The sequence below is a fragment of the Ensifer sp. Root31 genome, assembly GCF_001424825.1.
GTDB classification, from domain to species: Bacteria; Pseudomonadota; Alphaproteobacteria; order Rhizobiales; family Rhizobiaceae; genus Ensifer; species Ensifer canadensis.
In genome coordinates, this window is sequence record NZ_LMCO01000018.1 from 57570 (window position 1) to 79517 (window position 21948).

The 21948-nt window shown below is 63.9% G+C and carries 22 protein-coding genes; 14 read left to right on the forward strand and 8 right to left on the reverse strand.

Translation table 11 applies throughout. The annotated features are described in order from the left end of the window. Positions 1-37: 37 nt before the first annotated feature. The 5 genes from dapA to ASD00_RS17980 all read right to left on the reverse strand — a co-directional run bounded on the left by dapA (position 38) and on the right by ASD00_RS17980 (position 6593). On the reverse strand, positions 38-949 hold the full coding sequence (gene dapA / locus ASD00_RS17960) for a 4-hydroxy-tetrahydrodipicolinate synthase (RefSeq protein WP_225906510.1): 912 nt from the start codon (positions 947-949) through the stop codon (positions 38-40). Between the two features lie 114 nt (positions 950-1063). Continuing rightward, entirely contained in the window at positions 1064-2833 is a 1770-nt protein-coding gene (locus ASD00_RS17965; RefSeq protein WP_057207850.1) for an ABC transporter permease subunit, read from the reverse strand. A gap of 4 nt (positions 2834-2837) precedes the next feature. After that, entirely contained in the window at positions 2838-3938 is a 1101-nt protein-coding gene (locus ASD00_RS17970) for an ABC transporter ATP-binding protein (RefSeq protein WP_057207852.1), read from the reverse strand. A 66-nt stretch (positions 3939-4004) separates the two neighbouring features. Continuing rightward, the gene (locus ASD00_RS17975; RefSeq protein WP_057207854.1) at positions 4005-5087 is read right to left on the reverse strand and encodes an ABC transporter substrate-binding protein; all 1083 of its coding nucleotides are present in this window, start codon (positions 5085-5087) and stop codon (positions 4005-4007) included. A gap of 78 nt (positions 5088-5165) precedes the next feature. Then, on the reverse strand, positions 5166-6593 hold the full coding sequence (locus ASD00_RS17980; protein ID WP_225906511.1) for an FAD-binding oxidoreductase: 1428 nt from the start codon (positions 6591-6593) through the stop codon (positions 5166-5168). Positions 6594-6753: 160 nt separating this feature from the next. On the opposite strand from ASD00_RS17980, the gene ASD00_RS17985 reads away from it, so the two are divergent. After that, positions 6754-7062 carry a hypothetical protein gene (locus ASD00_RS17985; RefSeq protein WP_057207856.1) on the forward strand — a complete coding sequence of 103 codons (309 nt, stop codon included), beginning with the start codon at positions 6754-6756 and terminating at the stop codon, positions 7060-7062. Between the two features lie 35 nt (positions 7063-7097). Here the strand turns inward: ASD00_RS17985 and ASD00_RS17990 are convergent, their stop codons facing one another. After that, positions 7098-8156, reverse strand: a complete 1059-nt coding sequence (locus ASD00_RS17990) for a LacI family DNA-binding transcriptional regulator (RefSeq protein WP_057207858.1) — start codon at positions 8154-8156, stop codon at positions 7098-7100. 312 nt (positions 8157-8468) lie between these two features. On the opposite strand from ASD00_RS17990, the gene ASD00_RS17995 reads away from it, so the two are divergent. From ASD00_RS17995 to ASD00_RS18025, 7 genes are all read left to right on the forward strand, one after another. Further along, the gene (locus tag ASD00_RS17995; RefSeq protein WP_057207860.1) at positions 8469-8669 is read left to right on the forward strand and encodes a hypothetical protein; all 201 of its coding nucleotides are present in this window, start codon (positions 8469-8471) and stop codon (positions 8667-8669) included. A gap of 1 nt (position 8670) precedes the next feature. Then, the gene (locus tag ASD00_RS18000) at positions 8671-9627 is read left to right on the forward strand and encodes an ABC transporter permease (RefSeq protein ID WP_057207862.1); all 957 of its coding nucleotides are present in this window, start codon (positions 8671-8673) and stop codon (positions 9625-9627) included. Further along, the gene (locus ASD00_RS18005; protein WP_057207865.1) at positions 9624-10523 is read left to right on the forward strand and encodes an ABC transporter permease; all 900 of its coding nucleotides are present in this window, start codon (positions 9624-9626) and stop codon (positions 10521-10523) included. The genes ASD00_RS18000 and ASD00_RS18005 overlap by 4 nt, the downstream gene beginning before the upstream one ends. After that, positions 10523-12334, forward strand: coding sequence for an ABC transporter ATP-binding protein (locus ASD00_RS18010; protein WP_057207867.1), 1812 nt, complete (start codon positions 10523-10525; stop codon positions 12332-12334). The genes ASD00_RS18005 and ASD00_RS18010 overlap by 1 nt, the downstream gene beginning before the upstream one ends. 23 nt (positions 12335-12357) lie before the next feature. Further along, positions 12358-13218, forward strand: a complete 861-nt coding sequence (locus tag ASD00_RS18015) for a 2OG-Fe(II) oxygenase (protein WP_057207869.1) — start codon at positions 12358-12360, stop codon at positions 13216-13218. A gap of 43 nt (positions 13219-13261) precedes the next feature. Beyond that, on the forward strand, positions 13262-14824 hold the full coding sequence (locus ASD00_RS18020) for an ABC transporter substrate-binding protein (protein ID WP_162249736.1): 1563 nt from the start codon (positions 13262-13264) through the stop codon (positions 14822-14824). Between the two features lie 120 nt (positions 14825-14944). Next, positions 14945-15682 carry an MBL fold metallo-hydrolase gene (locus ASD00_RS18025; protein ID WP_057207873.1) on the forward strand — a complete coding sequence of 246 codons (738 nt, stop codon included), beginning with the start codon at positions 14945-14947 and terminating at the stop codon, positions 15680-15682. Between the two features lie 3 nt (positions 15683-15685). On the opposite strand, the gene ASD00_RS18030 is transcribed toward ASD00_RS18025, so the two are convergent. Next, entirely contained in the window at positions 15686-16354 is a 669-nt protein-coding gene (locus tag ASD00_RS18030; protein WP_057207874.1) for a GntR family transcriptional regulator, read from the reverse strand. Between the two features lie 120 nt (positions 16355-16474). Here ASD00_RS18030 and ASD00_RS18035 point away from each other — a divergent pair, with 120 nt between their 5' ends. From ASD00_RS18035 to ASD00_RS18055, 5 genes are read left to right on the forward strand one after another with little or no spacing between them, the layout of a single operon-like run. Beyond that, on the forward strand, positions 16475-17527 hold the full coding sequence (locus ASD00_RS18035; RefSeq protein WP_063963293.1) for an ABC transporter ATP-binding protein: 1053 nt from the start codon (positions 16475-16477) through the stop codon (positions 17525-17527). Between the two features lie 48 nt (positions 17528-17575). Then, positions 17576-17965 carry a cupin domain-containing protein gene (locus ASD00_RS40130; RefSeq protein ID WP_057207877.1) on the forward strand — a complete coding sequence of 130 codons (390 nt, stop codon included), beginning with the start codon at positions 17576-17578 and terminating at the stop codon, positions 17963-17965. Between the two features lie 31 nt (positions 17966-17996). Continuing rightward, positions 17997-19118 carry an extracellular solute-binding protein gene (locus ASD00_RS18045; RefSeq protein ID WP_057207879.1) on the forward strand — a complete coding sequence of 374 codons (1122 nt, stop codon included), beginning with the start codon at positions 17997-17999 and terminating at the stop codon, positions 19116-19118. Next, positions 19111-20154 carry an ABC transporter permease gene (locus ASD00_RS18050; protein WP_057207881.1) on the forward strand — a complete coding sequence of 348 codons (1044 nt, stop codon included), beginning with the start codon at positions 19111-19113 and terminating at the stop codon, positions 20152-20154. Before ASD00_RS18045 ends, ASD00_RS18050 begins: the two co-directional genes overlap by 8 nt. Next, positions 20144-20980, forward strand: coding sequence for an ABC transporter permease (locus ASD00_RS18055; RefSeq protein WP_057207882.1), 837 nt, complete (start codon positions 20144-20146; stop codon positions 20978-20980). The genes ASD00_RS18050 and ASD00_RS18055 overlap by 11 nt, the downstream gene beginning before the upstream one ends. A 17-nt stretch (positions 20981-20997) precedes the next feature. On the opposite strand, the gene ASD00_RS18060 is transcribed toward ASD00_RS18055, so the two are convergent. Beyond that, entirely contained in the window at positions 20998-21261 is a 264-nt protein-coding gene (locus ASD00_RS18060; RefSeq protein ID WP_063963294.1) for a hypothetical protein, read from the reverse strand. Positions 21262-21364: 103 nt separating this feature from the next. Between ASD00_RS18060 and ASD00_RS18065 the strand changes: the two genes are divergently transcribed. Continuing rightward, a complete protein-coding gene (locus tag ASD00_RS18065; RefSeq protein WP_225906512.1) occupies positions 21365-21919 on the forward strand; it encodes a gamma-glutamylcyclotransferase family protein in 555 nt (184 codons plus the stop codon). The last annotated feature ends 29 nt before the right edge of the window (positions 21920-21948 follow it).

Genomic DNA, 21948 nt, shown 5'->3' on the forward strand with positions numbered 1-21948 from the left:
AGGCATACCCGCTTGTCCACAGGCGCGAGAGCACCGCTCAGGCGGCCTTCTCGAACTGGCCGAGAAGGCGCGAATATTCCTGCCGCAACGCGTCGCGCAGTTCGGTTTTCGGCTGGCGCAGCGGCATCAGCATTTGCGGCGCATCGACGCCGATGAGGTCCATTACGGATTTCATCGGTCCCGGATTGGTTTCTGCAAAGGCCAGGTTCATGAGCGGCATCAGTTCGCGGTGCAGGGCCAGCGCCTCTTCGGTTTTGCCCGAGGAGGCGAGGTCGAAGAGGTGGCGCCAGGTGCGCGGCAGCAGGTTGGCCGTCACGACGATACCGCCCTTGGCGCCCGCGGCGACATGCAGCGGAAACAGCGTGTCTTCGCCGCTCAGAACGGTGAAGGAGGTATCCACCCCCGCTACGACCCGCAGGTAGTGATACATATCTGTGTTGCAGGCCTTCATGCCGATGATGCGTTCATGGCGCGACAGCTCGTGCATCACGTCCGGATCGATAGCGATGCGGGTGCGGTAGGGGATTTCGTAGATTAGAATCGGCAGGGGCGAATTGTCCGCATAGCGCAGGAAGTAATCGCGGATTCCGGCCTGGCTCGGGTTGGTGTAGTAGGGCGTGATCACGAGAAGCGCATCCGCACCCGCGGCGGCGAAATCCCGCGCGGCATCGAGCGCGTCATGGAAGCCGGTGTCCAGCACGCCGGGGACGACCGGTCCGCAGCCGGCCATTGCCTTGGAGCTCATCTCGACGAATCGGTTACGTTCACTGCGCGACAAGGCGCCGTATTCGCCGGTGCCGCCAAGCGGCACAACGCCGTCGACCCCTTGCTGCTTCAGCCAGGAAAACAAAGCGTCGGCCGCTTTCACATCAATGGTATCGTCACTCTGAACCGGTGTCACGAGCGCCGGTAGGATGCCGCAAAGGCCTGTGGAGTCGAGCATGGTCATTCCTTTCATGCGATGGTACCGCGACGGAAAAACGTGGAGGCGGTTTTCCGTCGATGCGGTGATAGCGGGGTAAGGGAAGCGGCCCGTATGAAACGGGGCGGGCCGCTCCGGAATTCAGCGGGCCAGACTTCGCTGGCGAAGGCGATCCGCGATGAAGATCAGCGCCGAGATGAAGACGAGCAGGCAGGTGGAGACCGCCGCGATGACCGGCGAGACCTGTAGCGTCACCTCGTCCCAGAACTGCTTGGGTAGCGTCGCATTCAGCCCACCCGACGAGAACAGCGCGATGGTCAGCTCATCGAAGGATGTGGCGAAGGCGAAGAGGAAGGCAGAGAACATGCCCGCCGCGAGGATTGGGAACGTGACGTGGAGGAGGCTTCTTGCCGGATTCGCGCCGAGACTTTGCGCCGCGAGATCGAGACGCGTGTCGTAATTTCGCAGCACCGCCACCATGGTCATCACCACGTAGGGAACGCAGACTACGGTATGGCCGATGATCAAGCCGAGTGAGGTGCCGACGAGGTTCAGTTCTGCGAAGACGTAGAACAGGCCGACGGCGATGATGATGCGCGGCGCGACGATCGGCGACAGCACGAAGGCCAGCAGCGCCGCCTTGCCGCGTATCTGGGCACGGGCAAGCAGGAAGGCCGCCGGAACGCCGATCAGCATCGACAGCACGCCGGCGCCGAGCGCGACCGTCAGCGAGCGCCACAGTGCCTGCTTCCAGACTGGCGTGTTCCACATCTGCCAGTACCATTCGGTGGTGAAACCGGAGGGCGGCCAGTTGAGACCCGACTGGCTGAAAGAGATCGGCACCATCAGCAAAGCGGGCAGGCTGATGAGGATAAGGATCGTCCAGACGAAGGCGGTCAGCGGCCATGGGGTCTTGCCCGCATCGCTGCTCTTGCTGCTGGCGGGAAACAGAGCGATCAGACGGTCGCTCGCATCGCCGACCACCGCCAGCACCTTGGCGCCCGCGCGCCGTGCTGCGGTGTCGCGGTTGGCGTTCGTCGCGGCGCTTTCGCCGGTCAGGCTCGCAAAGCCGAAAATCCGGTCGTAAAGGAAGAAGACGATCAGCACGACGACAAGCAGCAGGACGGAAATCGCCCCTGCCAGTCCCCAGTTCAGGGTCTGCTGTACCTGGTCAATGATGAGTTGCGTGATCATCGTCTCGAACCGGCCACCGAGCAGGGTGGGCACGATGAAGAAGCCGATGGCGGTGACGAACACCATGATCGCGGCGGCGGCAACGCCGGGCACGGACAGCGGGAAATAAACCGTCCAGAAGGCGGAGCCAGGGCGCGCGCCAAGCGTGGAGGCCGCGCGCGGCAGGTTGCGGTCGATGTTCTCCATGACCGCGAGCATCGTCATGACCGCCAACGGCAGCATGGCATGGACCATGCCGACCAGCACCGCGCCGAGGCTGTAGATCAGGTTTGCAGGACGGTCGATAATGCCGACGGACAGGAGGAATTGGTTGACCACGCCGTTGCGGCCGAGGATCACCACCCAGGCGAAAGCGCGCACGAGAAAGCTCGTCCAGAACGAGAGCAGGACGAGGAAGATCAGCCGGCTCTTCATACGTTTTTCGGTGCAAGAGATGAGGTAGGCTACCGGATACCCGAGCACCACCGACAGGAACGTGGTGATGAGAGAGATCTTCAGCGTGATCCACAGGACATTCAGATAGAGGCCGGAGGCGAAGAGCTGCTTGTAGGCGGCAAGCGAGAAGCCGTCGGCGTCGAAGAAGCTCAGCGACAGGAGCCGGCCGACCGGGTAGACCAGGAAGGCGATGAGCAGCAGCAGAAGCGGCGCGATCATCAGCCAGTTCTTGACCCAAGTCGGCAGGGGGGCTGCATGCGGGCGGTTTGGAGCCGTGCTCATGGGGTCATGCTCCCGCGTTGCCGGTGATCGCCACGGCGTCCGTGCCATGCCAGGAGAGGGCGACCACATTGCCAATGCGGAAGGTCTGGCCGCTGGCGCGGGTCGGGAACGCGGCGAGCAGATCTGGAAGCTCCTCGTCGGAAGCTTTCATGTAGACCTTGGTCAGGCTTCCGGTCACCATCACATCTGTCACGGTGGCGCCCAGCCTGTCGTCGTCACCATCCTTGGCCAGTTCGATCGAGAGGTTCTGCGGGCGGATCATGATGTGGATGGTATCGCCGGTGGAAACCTTGCCATCGGCAAGGGCGCGGGCCTTTACGGCGCGCGATCCGATCGCGAGCGCGATCTCGTCGCCGGCAATGGCCTCGACCTTGGCGGGCAACAGATTGGACTCGCCGAGGAAATCGGCGACGAACAGCGTCTGCGGGCGGAAATAGAGATCGCCCGGCGTGCCGAGCTGCTCGATCCTGCCAGAGTTCATCAGGCAGATGCGATCCGACATGGTCATCGCCTCTTCCTGGTCGTGGGTCACATAGACGATCGTCGCGCCGAGTTCCCGGTGAATGCGTTTGATCTCGAGCTGCATGTGTTCGCGCAACTTCTTGTCGAGTGCACCGAGCGGTTCGTCCATGAGAATGATGGAGGGGCGGTAGACCATGCAGCGGGCGAGCGCCACGCGCTGCTGCTGGCCGCCGGAAAGTTCCTTTGGATAGCGCTGTGCGATATGCGGCAGGCGGATCATTTCCAGCGCCTCCTGCGCGCGGCGGCGCGCCTCTTCGGCCTGAACCTTGCGCATCTTCAGCGGGAAGGCGATGTTTTCCAGAATGGTCATATGCGGGAACAGCGCGTAGTTCTGGAAGACGACGCCGATATCGCGCAGATGCGGTGCGCTATAGGTCACCTCGTCAGTGCCGATCAGCACCGCGCCGCCATCGGGGCGGGCAAGGCCGGCAACAAGGCTGAGGAGCGTCGTCTTTCCCGAGCCAGACGGCCCGAGCAAGGTGAGGAATTCGCCCTCGGCGACGGTGAGGTCCGTCTCGGCGAGTGCGACGAACTCCCCGTAGCGTTTGGAGAGCTTCTGCACGGTCAGGCTGGATGAAGACATGGCGGCCCCGTTGGGTGGTAGTAACTTGAAGGGCGGGGCCCGCTCGCAATCGAGCCCCGCATTCGATCAGCTGAGGAGCCAGCTGTTGTAGCGCTCGATGACGGCCGCCTGGTTGTCGAGCCAATATTTGGCATCGATCTGGATGCCGCGTGCGATATGTTCGGGATAGGTCGGCGAATCCTGGGCGACCTTCGCGTCGATCATGTCGAACACTTCTGGCTGGGTCACGCCGGCTGCGAAATATTCCATCAGGGCCGCCTGGCGCTTGACGTCGGAGGCGAACTTGATGAACTCGCGGCAGGCATCCGCATTCGGCGTGCCGGCGAGGATCGACCAGCTGTCGAGGCCCCAGATGTTCTGGTCCCAGACGATCTCGACGGGCGCGCCGGCCGTGCGTGCAGACTGGGCTCGGGAGACCCAGGTCGGGATCAGATCGACTTCGCCGGAGGTCAGCATCTGCTCGACCTGTGCGCCGCTCGTCCAGAACACCTCGACATTCGGCTTGATGCGGTCGAGCGTCTTGAAGGCGCGGTCGATATCGCAGGGGTAGACGTCCTTGGCGGCGATGCCGTCGGCCATCAACGCCTGCTCGATCGTGTCAAAAGGATGCTTGCGCAGCGCCCGGCGACCGTCGAAACCCTCAACATCATAGAAATCCTTCCAGGATTTCGGCGCTTCGCGACCTTCGAACGCATCGGTGCGATAGGCGAGCACTGTGGTGTAGACATTGTTGCCGACACCGTATTCGGACATGTACTGCTTTGGCAGGGTCGCAACCACGGGGTCGCTTTCGAGGCCGTGCGGCTCGAGATATTTCTTGTCGCCGGTCGTCAACATCAGGATGGCCGGCTGGCTGATCTTTGCCATGTCCCAGGTGTAGGAACCGGCATCGACCATGGAGCGGATCTGCGCGGTCGGCTCGGCATTGGCCTGCACGCCGACCACCTCGATCCCCGTCGCTTCCTGGAACGGACGGTAGAAAACGGCGCCGTAGGCCTTGGTATAGATGCCGCCGTCGTCGCGCACGACGATACGCTTGCCCTCGGCGCGCGATGGCGTCCAGATCGCGGGGGCGGCGAGCGCGGCGCCCGCGACGGCGGTGGTTTTCAAGATCTGGCGACGCGACCAGCCCTGTTTCAAGATGCTCATGCCTGTTCTCCTCTTGCACTGTTTCGTTGCTGATGCCGGCTCTCTGGCCGATACGGGTGGACTTGCGGAACCGCCGGTCTATGTCGCCGGCGGAAGGAGGCGGCCCGGGTTGAACAATCCCCTGGGATCGATGGCCGATTTGATGGCGCGCATCAGGGTCAGGTCCGCCGGCGTCTTGTAGCGATCCATTTCCTTGAGCGAGACCTGGCCGACGCCATGCTCGGCGCTGAACGTGCCGCCCAGCGCATGCGCGACGTCATTGATGGCGTGACGAATGGCTGTTGCGATCTCGTTGCGCTTTTCCAGCGCGTTCCAGTGCTCGAACGAAAAGAACGGAATGAAATGGACATTGCCATCGCCCATATGGCCGACGATGACCAGCGCCGCTTCGGGAGCCAGCGCACGAACGGCTGCGCCGGTGCGGTCGATGAATTCGGCCGTGGCCGAAACCGGGACGGCGCAATCGGTGGTCAGGCCGACGCCAGCCTTCTTGTTGGCCTCCGAGACGCTGTGGCGGATCTCCCAGAGAGCGGCGCGCTGGCCGTCGCTCGCGGCGATGACCGCATCGGCGATGAGGCCGCTTTCGAAGGCCCGTTCCAGAACGGACTGCAAGGCCCCGTCGAGATCTTCCTCGCCGCCGGTGTCGGACAGTTCGACCAGGAGATGCCAGTTGTGTTCGGTCTCGAGCGGCGCGCGGCGCTGCGGCACATGACGGACGACGAGATCGAGCTGCGTGTGGTTCATCAGCTCGAAGCCGGAAAGCTTCGCGGCGTTGCGCTCCTGCATCAGCGTCAGCATGCGGACAGCGGCCTGAGGATCGGAAAGGCCGATCCAGGCCATCGCATGACGCGTGGGCAGGGGATGCAGCTTGAGGACGGCGGCGGTGACGATGCCGAGCGTTCCCTCGGAGCCGATGAACAGGTGCTTGAGATCGTAGCCGGTGTTGTTCTTACGCAGTGCCTTCAGGTCCGACCAGATGGTGCCATCCGGCAGCACCGCTTCAAGCCCCAGGACGTTCTCGCGGGTATTGCCGTAGCGAAGGACGGATGTTCCGCCGGCATTGGTGGCGATAGTGCCGCCAATCTGGCAGGAGCCTTCAGCGCCGAGGCTGACGGGATAATAGCGGCCAGCCTCACGTGCGGCCTCCTGCACATGGGCGAGCACGCAGCCGGCTTCGATCTCCATGGTGTTGTTGACCGGATCGACTTTGCGGATACGCCGCATGCGTTCGAGGTTGACGATGACGGGCGCAGGGCCGTCGGACGGCGGAACTGAACCGCCGACGAGGCCCGTATTGCCGCCCTGCGCCAGGACCGGAACCGCATGGCGATGGCAGCAAGCCACAATGGCGGCGACCTGATCGGCAGTCGCCGGCCGCGTGACGCACAAGGCCTTTCCCCGGTAGCGGCCCCGCCAGTCTTCGGTAGCAAACGCCATATCTGCGTCTTCGACGAGGATCGCATCCTTGCCGACGAGATCGACCAGTTCCTCGACTAGTGTCATCATGTCGTTTCCATTTAATTGGTATGCGATTACTGTAATTGCTATACGATACAGATGATCAACCCTCTTGGCAAGAGGCGGCGACATTCGCATAAAATGCGAGGTGATTTGTTCTCGCGGATAATCGTGAAAGGTGCAGTCGGTCCGAATGCGAAACGATGCAATGGCCGATAGCCCATCTGGCGACGCCGACCATGCCGACGGGTCGGACGGCAAGCTCTTGAGCCGCAGCCTTCCGGCCGCGGTGCGCACCGACAGCGAAGAGATCCCGCCCGCGTCATCCACCCCATCGAGGAGGGGCAGTCCGGTCGACGGCGGCTCCATTCCGCTCGGTGGGCGTTTCGTGCTCGCTCAGAGCGCGATCAGCTGGGTGCTGCCTCGTCATGCCCGCTTGATCGGCGAGGCAGTGAAGCGGGCAAGTGGACGAATTAAGTCGCTCACCATGCCGGATAGCGAACCCCGAGGGCATTAGAGAGAGGCGAGGTCGCTTTTGGGTGCACGGCCTCGCTACGCCCGAGATGTTGGGCCCGTGCTTTCACGGGGGACGAATTCGACCGGCAGCAGCGCCGTGGAGGCCAGCGGCTTTCCCGAAATTGCATCGACAAGCACTTCGACCGCGCGCGCGCCCATGGCGGCTCCGGGCGTGCGCAGGGTCGTCAGCGCGGGGCGAACATAGGCTGCGACGTCGAGATCGTTGAAGCCCAAGACAGAAAGGTCGTTTGGAACATCCAGCCGCAGCTCGATCGCCAGCTGTATCAGGGCGACCGCGATCACGTCGTTCACCGCGAAGACTGCCGTCGGCCGGTCCTCGCGCAACAATTCCGGTGCTGTTCGCTGGCGAACAGCCTCGACGGTGTAGTGCTCGGCCTGCCAAACTTCGACGGACAGACCCAATCTCGCAGCCGCCGCCTCGAAACCGGCGCGCCTGCGGACAGGGCCGGGCCAGCTCGGCTTCACGGTCATAATGGCGACGCGCCTATGGCCGAGCGCGGCAAGATGTGCCGCAGCTTGGTCTCCCCCGTCCTCGTCCGCCGCGGCGACGCCGCATATGAAATCGCGCTTACGGTTCTCCTGAAGCAGCGCGATGGGAACCTTCTCGGTCCGGGCGATGCGTTGCAGGCGTTCCAGCTGCGCTTCGGGCATCAGTTCCGTGCTGCAGATCAGCGCGTCGGCACGCCCTTCCCGGACCAACCGTATGGCTTCCATCTCCGCCGTTCCCTGCCGGGTCAGGACGGGCGTGACGTAGTAGCCGAGTTCGCGCGCTCTGTTGGTGGCCCCGTAGAGGAACATCCCGTGAAGCGGTTCCCAACCTTCCCGCATGCGCTCCTGCGAGAGGTCCGCGCCATCTTCCAGCAGCATCGCGATCATGCCCGATTGCTTTAGCCGAAGCGCGCGCGCGGCGGCGCTCGGCCGATAGCCAAGTTCGCTGATGGCGGCCTCGAGGCGTTGAAGGTTCTGGCCTCGTGGCTTGAAACGTCCGGTCAAGAAGTTGGAGACTGTTTGCGCGGAAACGCCGGCCAGGGCCGCGACGTCCGCAATGGTCGGGGGCTTCGTCTTCTTGTCCATCTGTGTTCCTCACCCTGCTTTCGGCCAACCACCACGTTAGTACGCGATCCCTCGGGCGGACAACGGTTTCGCTGTTTCGTCAGCCAAAGATTGCGACGGGCTATCTGTCAAACCTCCTCGCGCAATTCGGCCCCGCTTGCCCCGTTACAGGATTTTTCCGCGCCACCGCCCTTGTGTTTTTTCTATTTCGTAGCTCTAATGTTTATATCGTTAAAGTTTTTTCGGCAAGCGGCCTTTCAGCCTCTTGACCACGAGCAGCTTCATATATCGTTTCGTATATGAAGTGGCGAAATAAGCAGGGGAACGCGCGCCATGAATGACGATAGACAGATTCCAGCACAGTACGGTCTGAACGAGCGTGGCGAAGCCGCCGAGGCGGCGAGCGCAATTGTGACGGTGATCGCAAAGGCGGCGGCCTGTCCCTTCGACGGGGTATCAGCGCCTTGCGGCCAGCCCTGCGGCGGCTGCATCCGGCGCGGCCGCTTTCCCGACCGCCTGACGGGAGGGTTTTGAGATGTTGAAAATGCTGGTGGGACGCTTGGGCAGCGGCGCGGTGACGCTCATGCTCGTGTCCCTGATCATTTACTTGGCGACGATCGCGCTGCCGGGGGATGCCGCCGTTGCCGTCCTTGGCAAGACCGCGACGCCGGAATCGCTTGCCGCCTTCCGGGCCGAGCATCATCTCGACCAGCCGGCGGCGCTGCGCTACCTCGCCTGGATCGGCGATCTGGCGACGGGCGATTTCGGGGTGTCGGTCGTCAGTGGGGAACCGGCGGGCGACCTGATGGTCAGCCGGGGGCTCAGGACGCTGACGCTGATGGCTTTCGCCGTCGTCATCGGCTTTCCACTTGGCACGGCCATCGGCGTCTTCGCGGCCGTGCGGCGGAACAGCCCGGCGGACCACGCGATTTCCCTCACCATGCTGGTGATCACCGGCATTCCGGAATTCGCGCTGGCGGTGCTGACCGTGCTCGTCCTCAGCACGACCGTCTTCCAGCTTTTCCCGGCCGTGTCGATCTATAATGCGGACCAGTCGATCTTCGCGCAATTCGACATGCTTGTCCTGCCGATCCTGACGCTCGTGCTGACGATCCTGCCCTACATCGCGCTCACCATCCGCGCGTCGATGATCGAGATCCTCGACAGCGATTTCGTGGCCATGGCGCGGCTGAAGGGCGTGCCGGAGGGACGCGTGGTGCTGCGCCATGCGCTTGCCAACGCGGCCGGTCCGCTCATCCAGGTCTTTGCCGTCACGCTGGTCTACATGGCGGGCGGCGCCATCATCGTCGAGACAGTGTTCCAGTTCCCGGGACTGGGAAGCGCCCTGGTGGAAGCCGTGCGTAACCGCGATCTGGTCGTGGTGCAGGCAACGACGCTGGTTCTCGCAATAATCTATATCGGAGTGAACATCCTGGCCGACCTCGTCGTCGTCGCCCTCACTCCGCGTCTGCGCACAAAGGTGACGGCATGACTGTCCTGCAAGCCCACGAAGACCATCCCGCACCCGTCGTCAGGAAAAAGCCCGCCGGCATCTTTCTTTCGACGCTCCGCACACCCAAGGGCCGCATCGGCGCAATCCTGCTCGGATCGGTCGTGCTGCTCGCGATCCTAGGACCCTGGCTGACCTCGGTCGATCCCGAAGACCTTGTGGGAATACCCTTCGATCCACCCGGACCGGACGCCCTGTTCGGCACGGATTATCTGGGGCACGACACGCTGAGCCGGTTCCTGCACGGTGGGCGCGCCATCATGGTGCTGGCGGCCATCTCGGCCCTTCTCGGCGTCGGGCTCGGCACGGCGCTCGGGCTGGTCGCGGCCTATATGAAGGGCACGGTCGGTTCGATCGTCATGCGGGCGCTGGATGTGCTCTTGTGCTTTCCAGCCCTCGTCCTCACGCTGCTCGTCGCCTCGATGATCGGCACCTCGCTGCCGCTCGTCTGCATCGTGGTGGCGCTCTCGCATGTGCCGCGCACGGCGCGCGTTATCTATGCCTCGGCATTGCAGCTCTCGGAGCGCGAATTCGTCGTCTATGCGGAGATGATCGGCGCCAGCCGCTTTGGCGTGATGCTGCGCGAACTGCTGCCCAATCTTGCCGGCCTCGTCGCGCTCGAACTGGGCCTGCGGGCAACCTGGTCGATCGGCATCGTCGCATCGCTCAGCTTCATCGGCCTCGGCGTCCAGCCGCCGGCCGCCGACTGGGGCCTGATGATCAACGAGAACCAGCCGGGCCTGCTGCTGCAACCCTGGCCGGTCCTCTTGCCGGTGGCGGCGATCTGCATCGCGACGATCGGCGCGAACCTCTTCACCGACGCCTTCAGCCAGAAAACCGCCGGCGTGAGCCGCAGCATTACCTCCGGGGGTGAGTGATGAACGTTGCGCCGAACCACCTCAGCGCGCCGGCGGGCGAGACGCAAGTGGCCCTTCAGGTCGAGGGGTTGCGGGTCGATGTCGTCGGCTCGAAGATCAATATCGTTGCCGAAGTCAATTTCAGCCTGCGGCCGGGCGAGATCATGGGCCTCGTCGGGGAGTCCGGCTCCGGCAAGACCACGGCGGCGCTGGCGCTGCTCGGCTATGCCAAGATCGGCACGGCCATCACCGCGGGCTCGGTCCGCATCCGCGGCGTCGATCTCCTGCCGCTCCCCTGGCAGGAGATCCGCCGCCAGCGCGGACGCCTCATTTCCTACGTGCCGCAGGATCCCGGTGCCTCGCTGAACCCCGCCATGCGGATCGGGGCGCAGATGCTGGAGGCACTCAACAAGGATGGAAAAGACCCTGAGGCGACCGGCCGGATGGCGCAGGCGCTCGCGGATGTCGCCCTTCCGGCGACGCTCGAATTCCTCAGGCGCTTTCCGCATCAGCTTTCCGGCGGCCAGCAGCAGCGCGTCGGCCTTGCCATGGCCTTCATCGGCCGGCCGGCTGTCGTCGTCCTCGACGAGCCGACGACAGGGCTCGACGTCACCACACAGGCCCATGTGCTGGCGACGGTCCGGGATCTGTGCGCGCGCTACGGCACGGCGGCGGTCTATGTCAGCCATGATCTCGCCGTCGTGAACGATCTCGCCGACAGCGTGGCCGTCATGTATCTCGGCCGCATCGTCGAATCCGGGCCGACCCATCTCACGCTGCGCTCCCCGGAACATCCCTATACGCGGCTGCTGATCTCGGCGATCCCCGATCCGCTGGTCCGTCGCAAGCTGCGCGGCATCGCCGGCCATGCCCCCTCGGTGGCGAGCCGGGACGGCGGCTGCGTCTTCGCATCGCGCTGCCCGGACGTGCTGGACAGCTGTCGCCGCTCGGAGCCGCCGCTGCTGCGGCTCCATTCGGATGGGCACAAGGTGGCGTGCCTGCGCCGGCAGACGACGGATGATACCGTTCCGTTCCGGGTGCCGGACATCGAAGCGGCGGCGGAAAGGGCGGAAAAGCCCGTGCTGCTCGGCGTATCGGGGCTCGATGCCGGCTACGGCACTGTCCGCATCCTCAAGGGCCTCGACCTGGAGATACGGCAGGGCCTGTGCACCGCCATCGTCGGCGAATCCGGCAGCGGCAAGACGACGCTCGCCAAATGTCTCGGCGGCCTGCACACAGACGCGAAGGGCAGCCTCCAGCTGCACGGCGAGACGCTTCCCTTTGGCACCCGCCGGCGCAGCACGGAGCAGCGGCGCGCGGTGCAGTACATTTTCCAAAACCCCTACAGTTCGCTGAACCCGCGCCGCACGGTGCATGAGCTGATCGCGCAATCCATCGCGGCCTTCACAGAAAAGGGCAGGGCGCCGCGCCAATCGGTGGCCGACCTGTTGTCGATGGTGGCCCTCAACCCGCGCCTTCACGACCGCTACCCGCAGCAGCTCAGCGGCGGCGAGCGCCAGCGCGTGGCGATCGCGCGTGCGATCGCAGCAGACCCGGAAATCCTGATCTGCGACGAGATCACCAGCGCGCTCGATGTCTCCGTTCAGGCGTCGATCGTCCAGCTTCTGAAGACGCTGCACCGGCAGTCCGGCACCACCATCGTCTTCATCACGCACAACCTCGCCGTCGTGCGCGCCATCGCCGACCGGGTCGCCGTCGTCAAATCCGGGGTGCTCGTGGAAGAGGGGCCCAGCGATGCCGTGCTCGATGCCCCGCAAGACGCCTACACACAGAATCTACTCCAGAGCACGCCGCGGCTCTGGTGGAGCTAACCAGCCAAATGAGGAGTGAATAAATGAGCACGATGCAAGCCCCCGACGTCAGCCATCTGGTCGACCTCGAGCGCTACCCGATCGACGATCTGGCGAGCCCGAAGCGCCGTGAATTGATCGAGAATGCCAAGGCCTCACTGCGTGAAAGCGGCCTTGCCAGCTTTCCGGGCTTCTTGACCGAGAAGGGCTTGGCGACCTGCGTCGCCGAGGTGGAAAGCCTCAAGAGCAAGGCCTATGCCCGCGACCTCCTGCGCTTCATCTATCCGCAGGAAACGCTCGACCCGTTGCTGCCGGCCGACCATCCGTTCCGCAAGCCGCAGCCGCTGATCCAGCGCATGCTGTCGGCCGATATTTTCGATGGCGAGAGCGAGCTGCGCAAGATCTACGAATGGGGCGGCCTGCCGCCGTTCTTCGCGGAAATCCTGGACCAGAGCGTCCACCACATCGTCGATCCGTTCCTGTCGCTCGCCGTCATCATGATGAACAACGGCCAGACCCACGATTGGCACTTCGACGGCAATGACTGGGTGGTCACGCTCTTGTTGCAACGCCCGGAATCGGGCGGCGAATTCGAGTTCGTGCCGCATACCCGGGACAAGGCAAATCCGGGCCTGGATCGTGTCGAGGCGGTGCTGCGCGGCACGTCGGAGGAGGTGATCTCCGTGTCCCAGGATGCCGGTACGCTCGTGCTCTTCTACGGCGACCAGTCACTGCACCGGGTCGCGCCGTCCAACGGCACGCGCGACCGCATGGTGGCGGCGTTCTCCTACGACAACGCGCCGGGCTTCGTCTTCAACGAGAAGGTCCACATGAACGCCTCGGGACGCACGACGCCGCTCTACGTGTCGCCGCGGCTCAGCGCCATGGCGGATGCTGCCAACTGAACCTGCAAAATTCCTGATCACTCCAAGGCCGAAGGAGCCGGTGATGAAACCTACTTTGCTCATGCCCGCAATGGTTACACGACGCAACGTCCTCCTCGGTGGGGGCATTGCCGCCGCCACGGTGCTCGCCGGCCCCTCCCTCCTGCGGAGCGCTTACGCGACCGACAATGCCATCCCGAAACGGGGTGGCACCTTCCGGGTCGGCGCGGAGGACGCGAGTTCCAAGGACAATATGGACCCCGCGCTCGCCTTCTCCGGCTTCGCCGCCATGATGTGCCGGGCGATGTACGATTCGCTCGTCAAGGAGGATGCGACCGGAAAACCCTACGATTCGCTCGCGGAGGTCTTCGAGCCTGACGCCACGGCGCAGGTCTGGACCATCCGCATCCGCGATGGCGTGACCTTCCACGACGGCAAGGCGGTGACGATCGATGACGTCATCTTCTCCATCACGCGCGCCATGACGACGACCGGGTCCCTGGCTGCGCGCAACCTCGAAGCCCTCGATCCCAAGGGCATCGAAAAGGACGGCAAGCATACGGCGCGTCTGCGCCTCAAGTATCCCTATTCTTTCTTCAAGCAGGCCTTCTTCCATCCGTCCCTGTCCATCGTTCCCACCGGCTTTGATCCGAAGAAGCCTGTCGGCTCTGGGCCGTTTAAGTTCGTCTCTTTCGAGGACCAAAAATTCATCGCCGAGCGCAACCCGAACTACTGGCTCGACGGAAAACCCTATCTCGACCGCATCGAGGTGATCGGCTTTGCCGACGCGACCACGGCGCGGATGAACGCGCTGATGAGCGGCCAGATCGACGCCATGCCGAACCTCGCCTTCACGCAGGCGAGAACCATCGAGGGACGCGAGGACATCAAGCTGCTTTCGGCAGCCGGTGCCTCCTTCGAGCCCTTCACCATGCGGGTGGATCAGCCGCCGTTCAAAGATCCGCGCGTGCTCGAAGCGTTCAAGCTGATGGTCGATCGCGAACAGCTCTTGCGCAACGTCTATGCCGGGCGCGGGCGGATCGGCAACGATCTCGGCTGGGCGCAGGATCCCTACTACAATGCCGGCATCCCACAGCGGGCCTATGATCCGGACAAGGCGAAATTCCTGCTCAAGGAAGCCGGCCAGGAAGGCCTTGAGATCGAACTGCATCCCAGCCCCGAAGCCCCGTGGAACTCCGCGGCGGCGCAGGTTCTCGCCCAGCAGGCCAAAAAGGTCGGCGTCACCATCAAGCTGGCGGCCTCGGCCGACCTTTCCAGCTTCTACGACCAGAAATACCTGAAGGTCGAGTTCAGCCAAGACATGTTCGGCCCCAACCCGCTGTCGGTGACCGCGGGCTATTCGCTGCTGCCGGATTCGCCCTACAACGAATCCCACTGGAAGGACGAGAAGGCGGCCGAACTGTTCAAGCTGGCTTCCTCCACCGGCGACAGCGAAAAGGCGCGCCAGTATCTCAATGACTTCCAGCAGCTCGTGCACGACAAGGCCGGCTGGATCGTCTGGGGTTTCCGCGACAGCCTGCAGGCCGTCACCGGCAAGTTCGGTGGGCTGGAGCCATCCTTGCGCGGCGTCAATATGCACGACCTGTCGGGTGTCTGGGCGCTTTAGCCATCGCCAAAGATATCGTGGCGCTCCGGCGCCACGCCCTGTTTCCTCCCCCGCCTTGCGCGCCGTCCGATCTTTGGGCGGTGCGCAAGCTCGGTTTCCCTTTCCCATGAGGCCCCGCCGATGACACCGAACCGTTCAAGCCCTTCCGCCAATATCCGCGCCGAGGACTGGTACGAGGTCGTGCCCTTCGCCGACGATGTCTTCCTGATCCACGAACCCTGGATCCATCCCTTCTTCCGCTGTAACATGTGGTTCGTGCGCGGGGCGGAACGCGATCTCCTCGTCGATACCGGCCTTGGCCATTTCGGCCTGCGGGCGCATGTGCCGCTGCTCCGCGGGCGGCCGATCGTCTGTGTATCGAGCCATGCCCATTTCGACCATATCGGCAGCACCCACGAATTCGACATCCACCTTGCCCATCCGGCCGAAGCGGAGATTTTCGTCGATCCCCGGCCGGAATGGACGCTCGCCGCCGGCTATGCGAACGAGGACATGTTCATCGCCCCGCCGGAAGGCTGGGAAAGCGCCGCCTATCGCGTCAAACCGTGCCCGGCGACTGGCTTTGTCGAGGACGGCGACGTGGTCGATATCGGCGACCGGCGCTTCGAGGTCATCCACACGCCCGGCCATTCGCCGGGCGGCATCGCGCTGTTCGAGCGGGCGACCGGCACGCTGATCGCCGGGGACATTGTCTATGACGGCGACCTTATTGACGACACGTTCCACTCCGACAGGGCGGCCTATCGCGCCTCGCTGGCGCGTGTGGCGGATTTGCCCGTCCGCATCGTGCATGGTGGCCATTTCGCAAGCTTCGGACCGACGCGTTTGCAGCAAGTGGTCGCGGCCTACACAGGCTGAGCGTCACATAACCTCGCGCAGGTCGGCCGACGACTGGCGCAGATGGGCAACGATGCCGGCGCGGGAGGCCTGTGGATCGCCGGCCATGACCGCATCCGCCACCTGCTTGTGGAAGTCGCCGTCGGAGGATTTTGCGCGCAGGCGGTCGCGGCAATAGTACCAGAGCCGGACGCTGAGATTGAGATACTGGTTGAGCGAGGCTTCCAGGAAGGGGTTGTGCGCGGCGCGGTACAGGAGGCGGTGGAATTCCGTGTCGAGCGCGTTGATGCGCAGCGGGTGCGATTCTCCGAGCAGTGTCTCGACACAGGCCGTGATCGCCCGCCTTTCCTCGACGCTCGCACGCGCGGCGGCGAGTTCCGCCGCCAGCCCCTCCATCTCCACGCGGGCTTCCGTCAGCCATCGCTCGTCCGCCAAGTTGATCTCGCTGACGAAGGTGCCGCGCCGCGGATAGACGACGATCAGATGTTCGAGCGCCAAGCGCTTGATCGCATCGCGAACCGGCGTCAGGCCGACGCCGAGAGGACCCGCCAGATCCGCCTCGTTGAGCGGCGCACCGGGCGGAAGCGCAAGCGAGATGATGCGGTCGCGGATGCTCTCGTAGGCAAGGGCGACGGCCGGGGTCGCGCCGTCACGCTGATGTCTGCCCTGCACTTCAAAAATTTCAGATCGCATCGGTTGTTCCTGCTCGCATCGATTTCCCAGAAATAGCGTTGACAGGCGCTGAGGAAAAGATACGTTAACTGAAATTTCAGTTGCACGGTTAAAAAAACTTTAGGCAAAGGGGATTGTTCGATGTCCGCATCTCAAAGTGGCGTGGAGCTACGATCGCTGGTCTGTCGCTACGGGCCGGTGGAAGCCGTTCGCAAGATGGATCTTGTGATCGAGCCGGGCGAGTTCTTCACGCTGCTGGGGCCGAGCGGCTGCGGCAAATCCACGACCCTGCAGGCGATCGGCGGTTTTGCGCCGCCGGCCGCCGGCCGCATCCTCGTCGGCGGTCAGGACATTACCGGCCTGCCGCCGGCCCGCCGGCCGACGAATTACGTCTTCCAGAACTACGCCCTCTTTCCGCACATGAGCGTCGCGGAGAACGTCGAATACGGGCTGAAGCGCCGCAAGGTGCCGGCTGCTGAGCGGCGAGCGCGGGTGCTGGCAGAACTAAAGCGCGTCGGCATGCAGGATTTTGCCACGCGCTGGCCCGCGCAGCTTTCCGGCGGCCAGCAGCAACGCGTGGCGCTCGCCCGCGCGCTCGTCAACCGCCCGGCCGTGCTGCTCCTCGACGAGCCGCTTTCGGCACTCGATTTCCTCATGCGAAAGCAATTGCGCGAGGAGTTGAAGACGATCCAGCGCGAGGTCGGCACCACCACCGTTTTCGTGACGCACGACCAGTCGGAAGCCCTCAGCATGTCCGACCGCATCGCCGTGATGAATGCCGGGCGGATCGAGCAAATCGGTACGCCGAGCGAAATCTACGAGCGCCCGAAGACGCGCTTCGTTGCGGAATTCGTCGGTAGCGCCAACCTGCTGCCGGGCAGGGTTGGGGCGAGCGGCTCCGCCGTCGCGCTCGATGCCGGCATTACGCTCCGGCTCGCCAGCTCCAGGGTCTGCGAGGGGCAGCGCTGTCTCGTCATGGTGCGGCCGGAGCATATGTGGCTCACGGATACTGGCGGCCTCACCGCCACACTCGCCAAATGCACCTATGTCGGCGACCACCACGAAATCGTGGCCACGCTTGCCCATGGCGGTGAGCTCACGATCAAGCAGCGGGAGTGGCCCTCGCTTGCGCCCGGCGCCCTCTGCCACATCGCCTTCGACGAAACCAAGGTCCACGTCATTCCTGCGTCCTAGCAGGCAATCCGAGCCGCCAAGCGGTCAGTATCATGCAAGAGGAACACTATGCCAAAGGACAACACCAACGACACCGCCGCAAAGAGCGGCGTCCAGGTCATCAAGTTCGCCGATCCGGCTAACGACTGGCACGATTACGGCGACATGCCGGGCGACCGCACGCCGGGCAATCCGATCGGCCAGCACGCCTCCGTTTGGAAATCGGACGATGGCCGCGTGACGGTCGGCCTCTGGCGCCGCGACGCCGACTTCGGCGACTTACTGGGCACCGGCCAGTGCTTCGACTTCGTCATCGAGGGCGACGTGACGGTGACTGACCAGCATGGCCGAGCCCATGTCGCCAATTCCGGCGACCTGCTCATCTACAACGAGGAGGACGAGGGAAGCTGGGAACAGCCCGGCCCGATCCGCAAGATCTTCATCCACGTGCGCGACTGACAGTATCACCGACCATAAAAGGGGAACGTCCATGAACAGTTATCGCTTCACGGCCAATCGCCGGCAGGCCCTCAAGCTCATCCTCGCCGGAGCGGGCGTGATGGGTGGCCGGTTCGCCATTCCCTTCTCCGCGGCCCGTGCCGCGGAGAGCACCATCGTCTGGGCCGCCAATGCTGGCGAATGCGACCCGGCCGATATCGCCCGATTTAAGGAAGCAACGGGCATCACGGTCGACTATCGCGAGGTCATCTCCGATGCCGACCAGTTTTTTGCGAGTGTGCGCCCGCAGTTCACCGCCGGCCTACCGATCGGCTACGACGTGCTCTGCATCTCCAGCGCCTATACGTCCTTCTATGCGGAGAACGGCTGGCTCGAGCCGCTCGATCCCGGAGCGCTTCCGAACGTGCAGAAGAACCTGCTGCCGAGCCTCAGATCGGTAAAGCATGCTGACGTGGCGATCCCCTTCGACTTCGCGCCCGTCGGCCTTGCCTTCAACCGTGCCCATTTCAAAGAGGGGCTGCAATCCTGGGGCCAACTGCTCGATCCGGCAGTAAAGGGCAAGGTCGGCCTCTATGCCACGCCCGTCGTCAATGTCGCGGCCTGGGGGCTCTACCTCAAGTCGGAGGGCAAGGTCGACAACGTTCCCGCCGAGATGACGCTCGAAGAAGCCATGGAAGTTCTGGCTTTCCTGAAACCGCATATCGAAAGCGGGCAGCTGTTGCCGGCGCAGGGGGAGAATGCGGGGCAGAAGCTATCGAACGGCGATCTCATCGCCGCCATGGCGCCGCCCGTCAACATCTCGCAGCTCGATCCGAAAAAGGTCGGCTTCGCCGTGCCGAACGAAGGCGCCCCCGCCTATGTCGACCGGCTCGGCATTCCGAAGGGTGCGGCGAACCTGGAGGCGGCGCTCGCCTTCATCGACTGGTGGTTCCGGCCGGAAAATGCCGCGAGCTTCTGTCGCTACACGCTGCAATATCCCTATGCCGTCGGCGTCAAGGAAGAGCTTGCGAAGCTCGATCCCGCCCTTGCCGCCAATCCACTAATCTTTCCGCCCGCCGATGTGCTCGACCGGCTGTTCCCCTATCCGGCGCCCTGGGATCAGCGCGAACGTGCCCAGATCGCCCGAACATGGACGCAGATGATCAGTGGCTAAGGTAACCTCCGCCCAAGACGCCGGTCGGCCGGTGCGCTCTTTCGGGGTGCGCGCCGGCTGGCCGGAAATGTTGCCGACGCTCTTCTGGCTCGCGGCCCTTTTGGTCGTGCCGCTCGTCTATATCCTGCGCATGTCGTTCAGTGCCGATCCCTTCGCGCTGACGGCAACCGGCTGGTCGATTGCCAACTACGTGGATTCCATTCCCTTCTACTGGAACAATCTGCTCAATTCGGTGCTGATCGGCCTATCGGCGACGCTCCTCGCCTTCGCGATCGCCATGCCGGTCGCTTATGGCATTTCGTTCTACGGCAGGCGTTGGAAGACCGTGCTGCTCTTCGCCTTCTTTGCGCCGTTCCTCACGAGCTACCTCATTCGTATCGTCGCTTGGCAGACCCTGCTCGGGACCAATGGCCCGCTCTTCGGTCCGCTCCAGCAGTTCACGGGCCTTGAAGTACGGATCCTCGGAACGCCCTTCGCCGTGGTGGCGGGCCTCACCTACCAGCTCGTGCCCTTCGTGTTGCTGCCGCTCTACACGGCTTTCAACCGGGTTGATCGCACGCTCTGCGCGGCCGCCGACGATCTCTACTCGCAGCGGTGTGGCCGAACGGGTGCTATCCTCGGTGCGGCTGGCGGGTTTTCGATCGGCCTGTTGCTGGCGTTCGTCTTTTTTGGCTGGGGTGGCTTTGTCGCGCTGGGGCCGGTGCTGTTCGTGCTTGCCGGGACGGTTCTCGGCGGCACCATCGGCGTCACGATGACGGAGCGGTTCGCGCTAATCGTCTTCCCGCTCAGCCGCAATGGCTTTGTCGCTGCGGCGGTCCTGTCGTTCATTCCGGCGCTCGGCGACTATGTTAACGCCGCCCTTCTCGGCGATATCCGCACGCAGATGCTCGGCAACGTCATCCAGGCGAAGTTCCTGGTGGAACTGGACTATGCCGGGGCAGCCGCGCTTTCAGCCACGCTGCTGGTCGCCGCGATGATGTTGCTCACCCTTCTCCTGCGTCTGATCCGCGGTACGGAGCTTCTCGATGTCGTCTAGCACCACCAACACGCGGGAAGGATGGGCTGTCAAGCTTGTGATCGGGCTGGCGCTGGTCTTCATGTTCGCGCCCGTCGTCACGATGATCGTCTTTTCCTTCAACGATCCCGGTGGGCGCTTCAACTACGAGCTCGGCACCTTCTCGCTTGCGGCGTGGCGCAGCCCTTTCGCCGTGCCGCAGCTCGGGATGGCGCTCGGCAACAGCCTTATCGTGGCGGCGGTCTCGGCGCTGCTTGCGGCGCTTCTTGGCACGCCGGTCGGTTTTGCGTTGGGCCGGCGGCAATTTATCGGGCGCGGCGCGGTCTCGGGCCTCACCTTCATTCCGCTCGCGACCCCGGAAGTGGTGCTCGGCGCGGGCATGCTGATCCTCTTCGTGGCCACGGCGACGATCCCCTTCCTGAAAACCCTGACGGGCGGTCTCTTCTATCCGCTCGGGTTTCCGAGCGTCATCGCCGCGCACACGACGCTGGGTCTCAGCTTCGTGATTATCAATGTGCGCTCCCGCGTCATCGGCGCCGGCGTCACGCTCGAACATGCCGCGCGCGATCTCGGCGCCTGCGGTTTCACCGTATTCCGCACAATCTGGCTGCCGATCATCCTGCCGGGCATCCTCTCCGGCGCGCTGCTGGTCTTCGCGATCTCGCTCGACGATTTCGTGCTAACCAACTTCACCGCCGGTGGAACGACCATGTTCCCGACCTGGCTCTACGGCCTGATGCGCCGCGAGCTGCCGCCGCAGATCGCCGTGGTCGGCACGCTGATCTTCCTCGTCTCGCTCGGCCTCGTCGCCCTTTCGGTAAAAATCTCGGGGCGTCAGCCGGCCTGACGCCCTACCAATCGCCGTCAGTCCCGGTCGAGCCGGCGGCTGACGCGCCAGCGATCCTCGCCCCGGTTTTCCAGCAGCCACGATTTTTGCGCGATCGCCGTTCCCTTGCCGGTCCTGTAGGCGTCGATCCTCAGTGCGATCCGACCCTCGTCCAGGCGCTCGACGCGGGCGCCTGCCACCTCTCCGTCGCTGAACTCCACATGCACGGGCCCATCCTGCGGCAATGCCTCGGCAACGACCGGGCAGCCCGGGTAGGCGTGGCTATCCATTATTCTGATCATGCTCTCGCTCCTTTCGAATGATCGCAGCCGAGGGGCGTCTTGACCACGCATATTTCTTCATATACGAAACCATATATGGAGACGTGGCCAACGGCGATCTCCGATGCAACGCAACAAAAATGGGCGCAGTTTCCACCGCCCCATGGAAGAGGTTTTTATGTACTACTTCGCCTATTGCACATGGCTGCACGACATCGAGGTCTCTCGTTTCATGCCGGAGGCAAAGCCGGTCACCAAGGCCTATGCGGCCAACCATGCGCTGCGCTTCCACGCCGCAGGCGATCGCACTGACCGGGGCTGGTGCCATTTCCTCAACACGGCGGATGCCTGGGGCGAGCGCGCCTATGGCGTCGTCTTCGAACATGACGAGACGCATTTCCAGGAGGATTACGACGACTTCGAGCGCTGCTGTATGACGGTCTACGGCGAGGACGGCAAGCAATACGATTGCTGGACCTATCGCCTGATCCGGCCGGGCATCGCCATGCGTCCGCCGAACTTTTACTGGGAGCACATCCCGGCCGGCATGAAGCAGTGGAACTTCTCGCCGGAATACATCGCAAAGGTTCAGGCGGTCTTCGACAATGCTGCCGAATGCCCGCGCGCCGACCGGCCGAACCCGTCGAAGGTGCCGGGCAAGGGCGCCGATACGCGCTGACAACCGCGGCGGCGGCGCCAGTTGCCGCC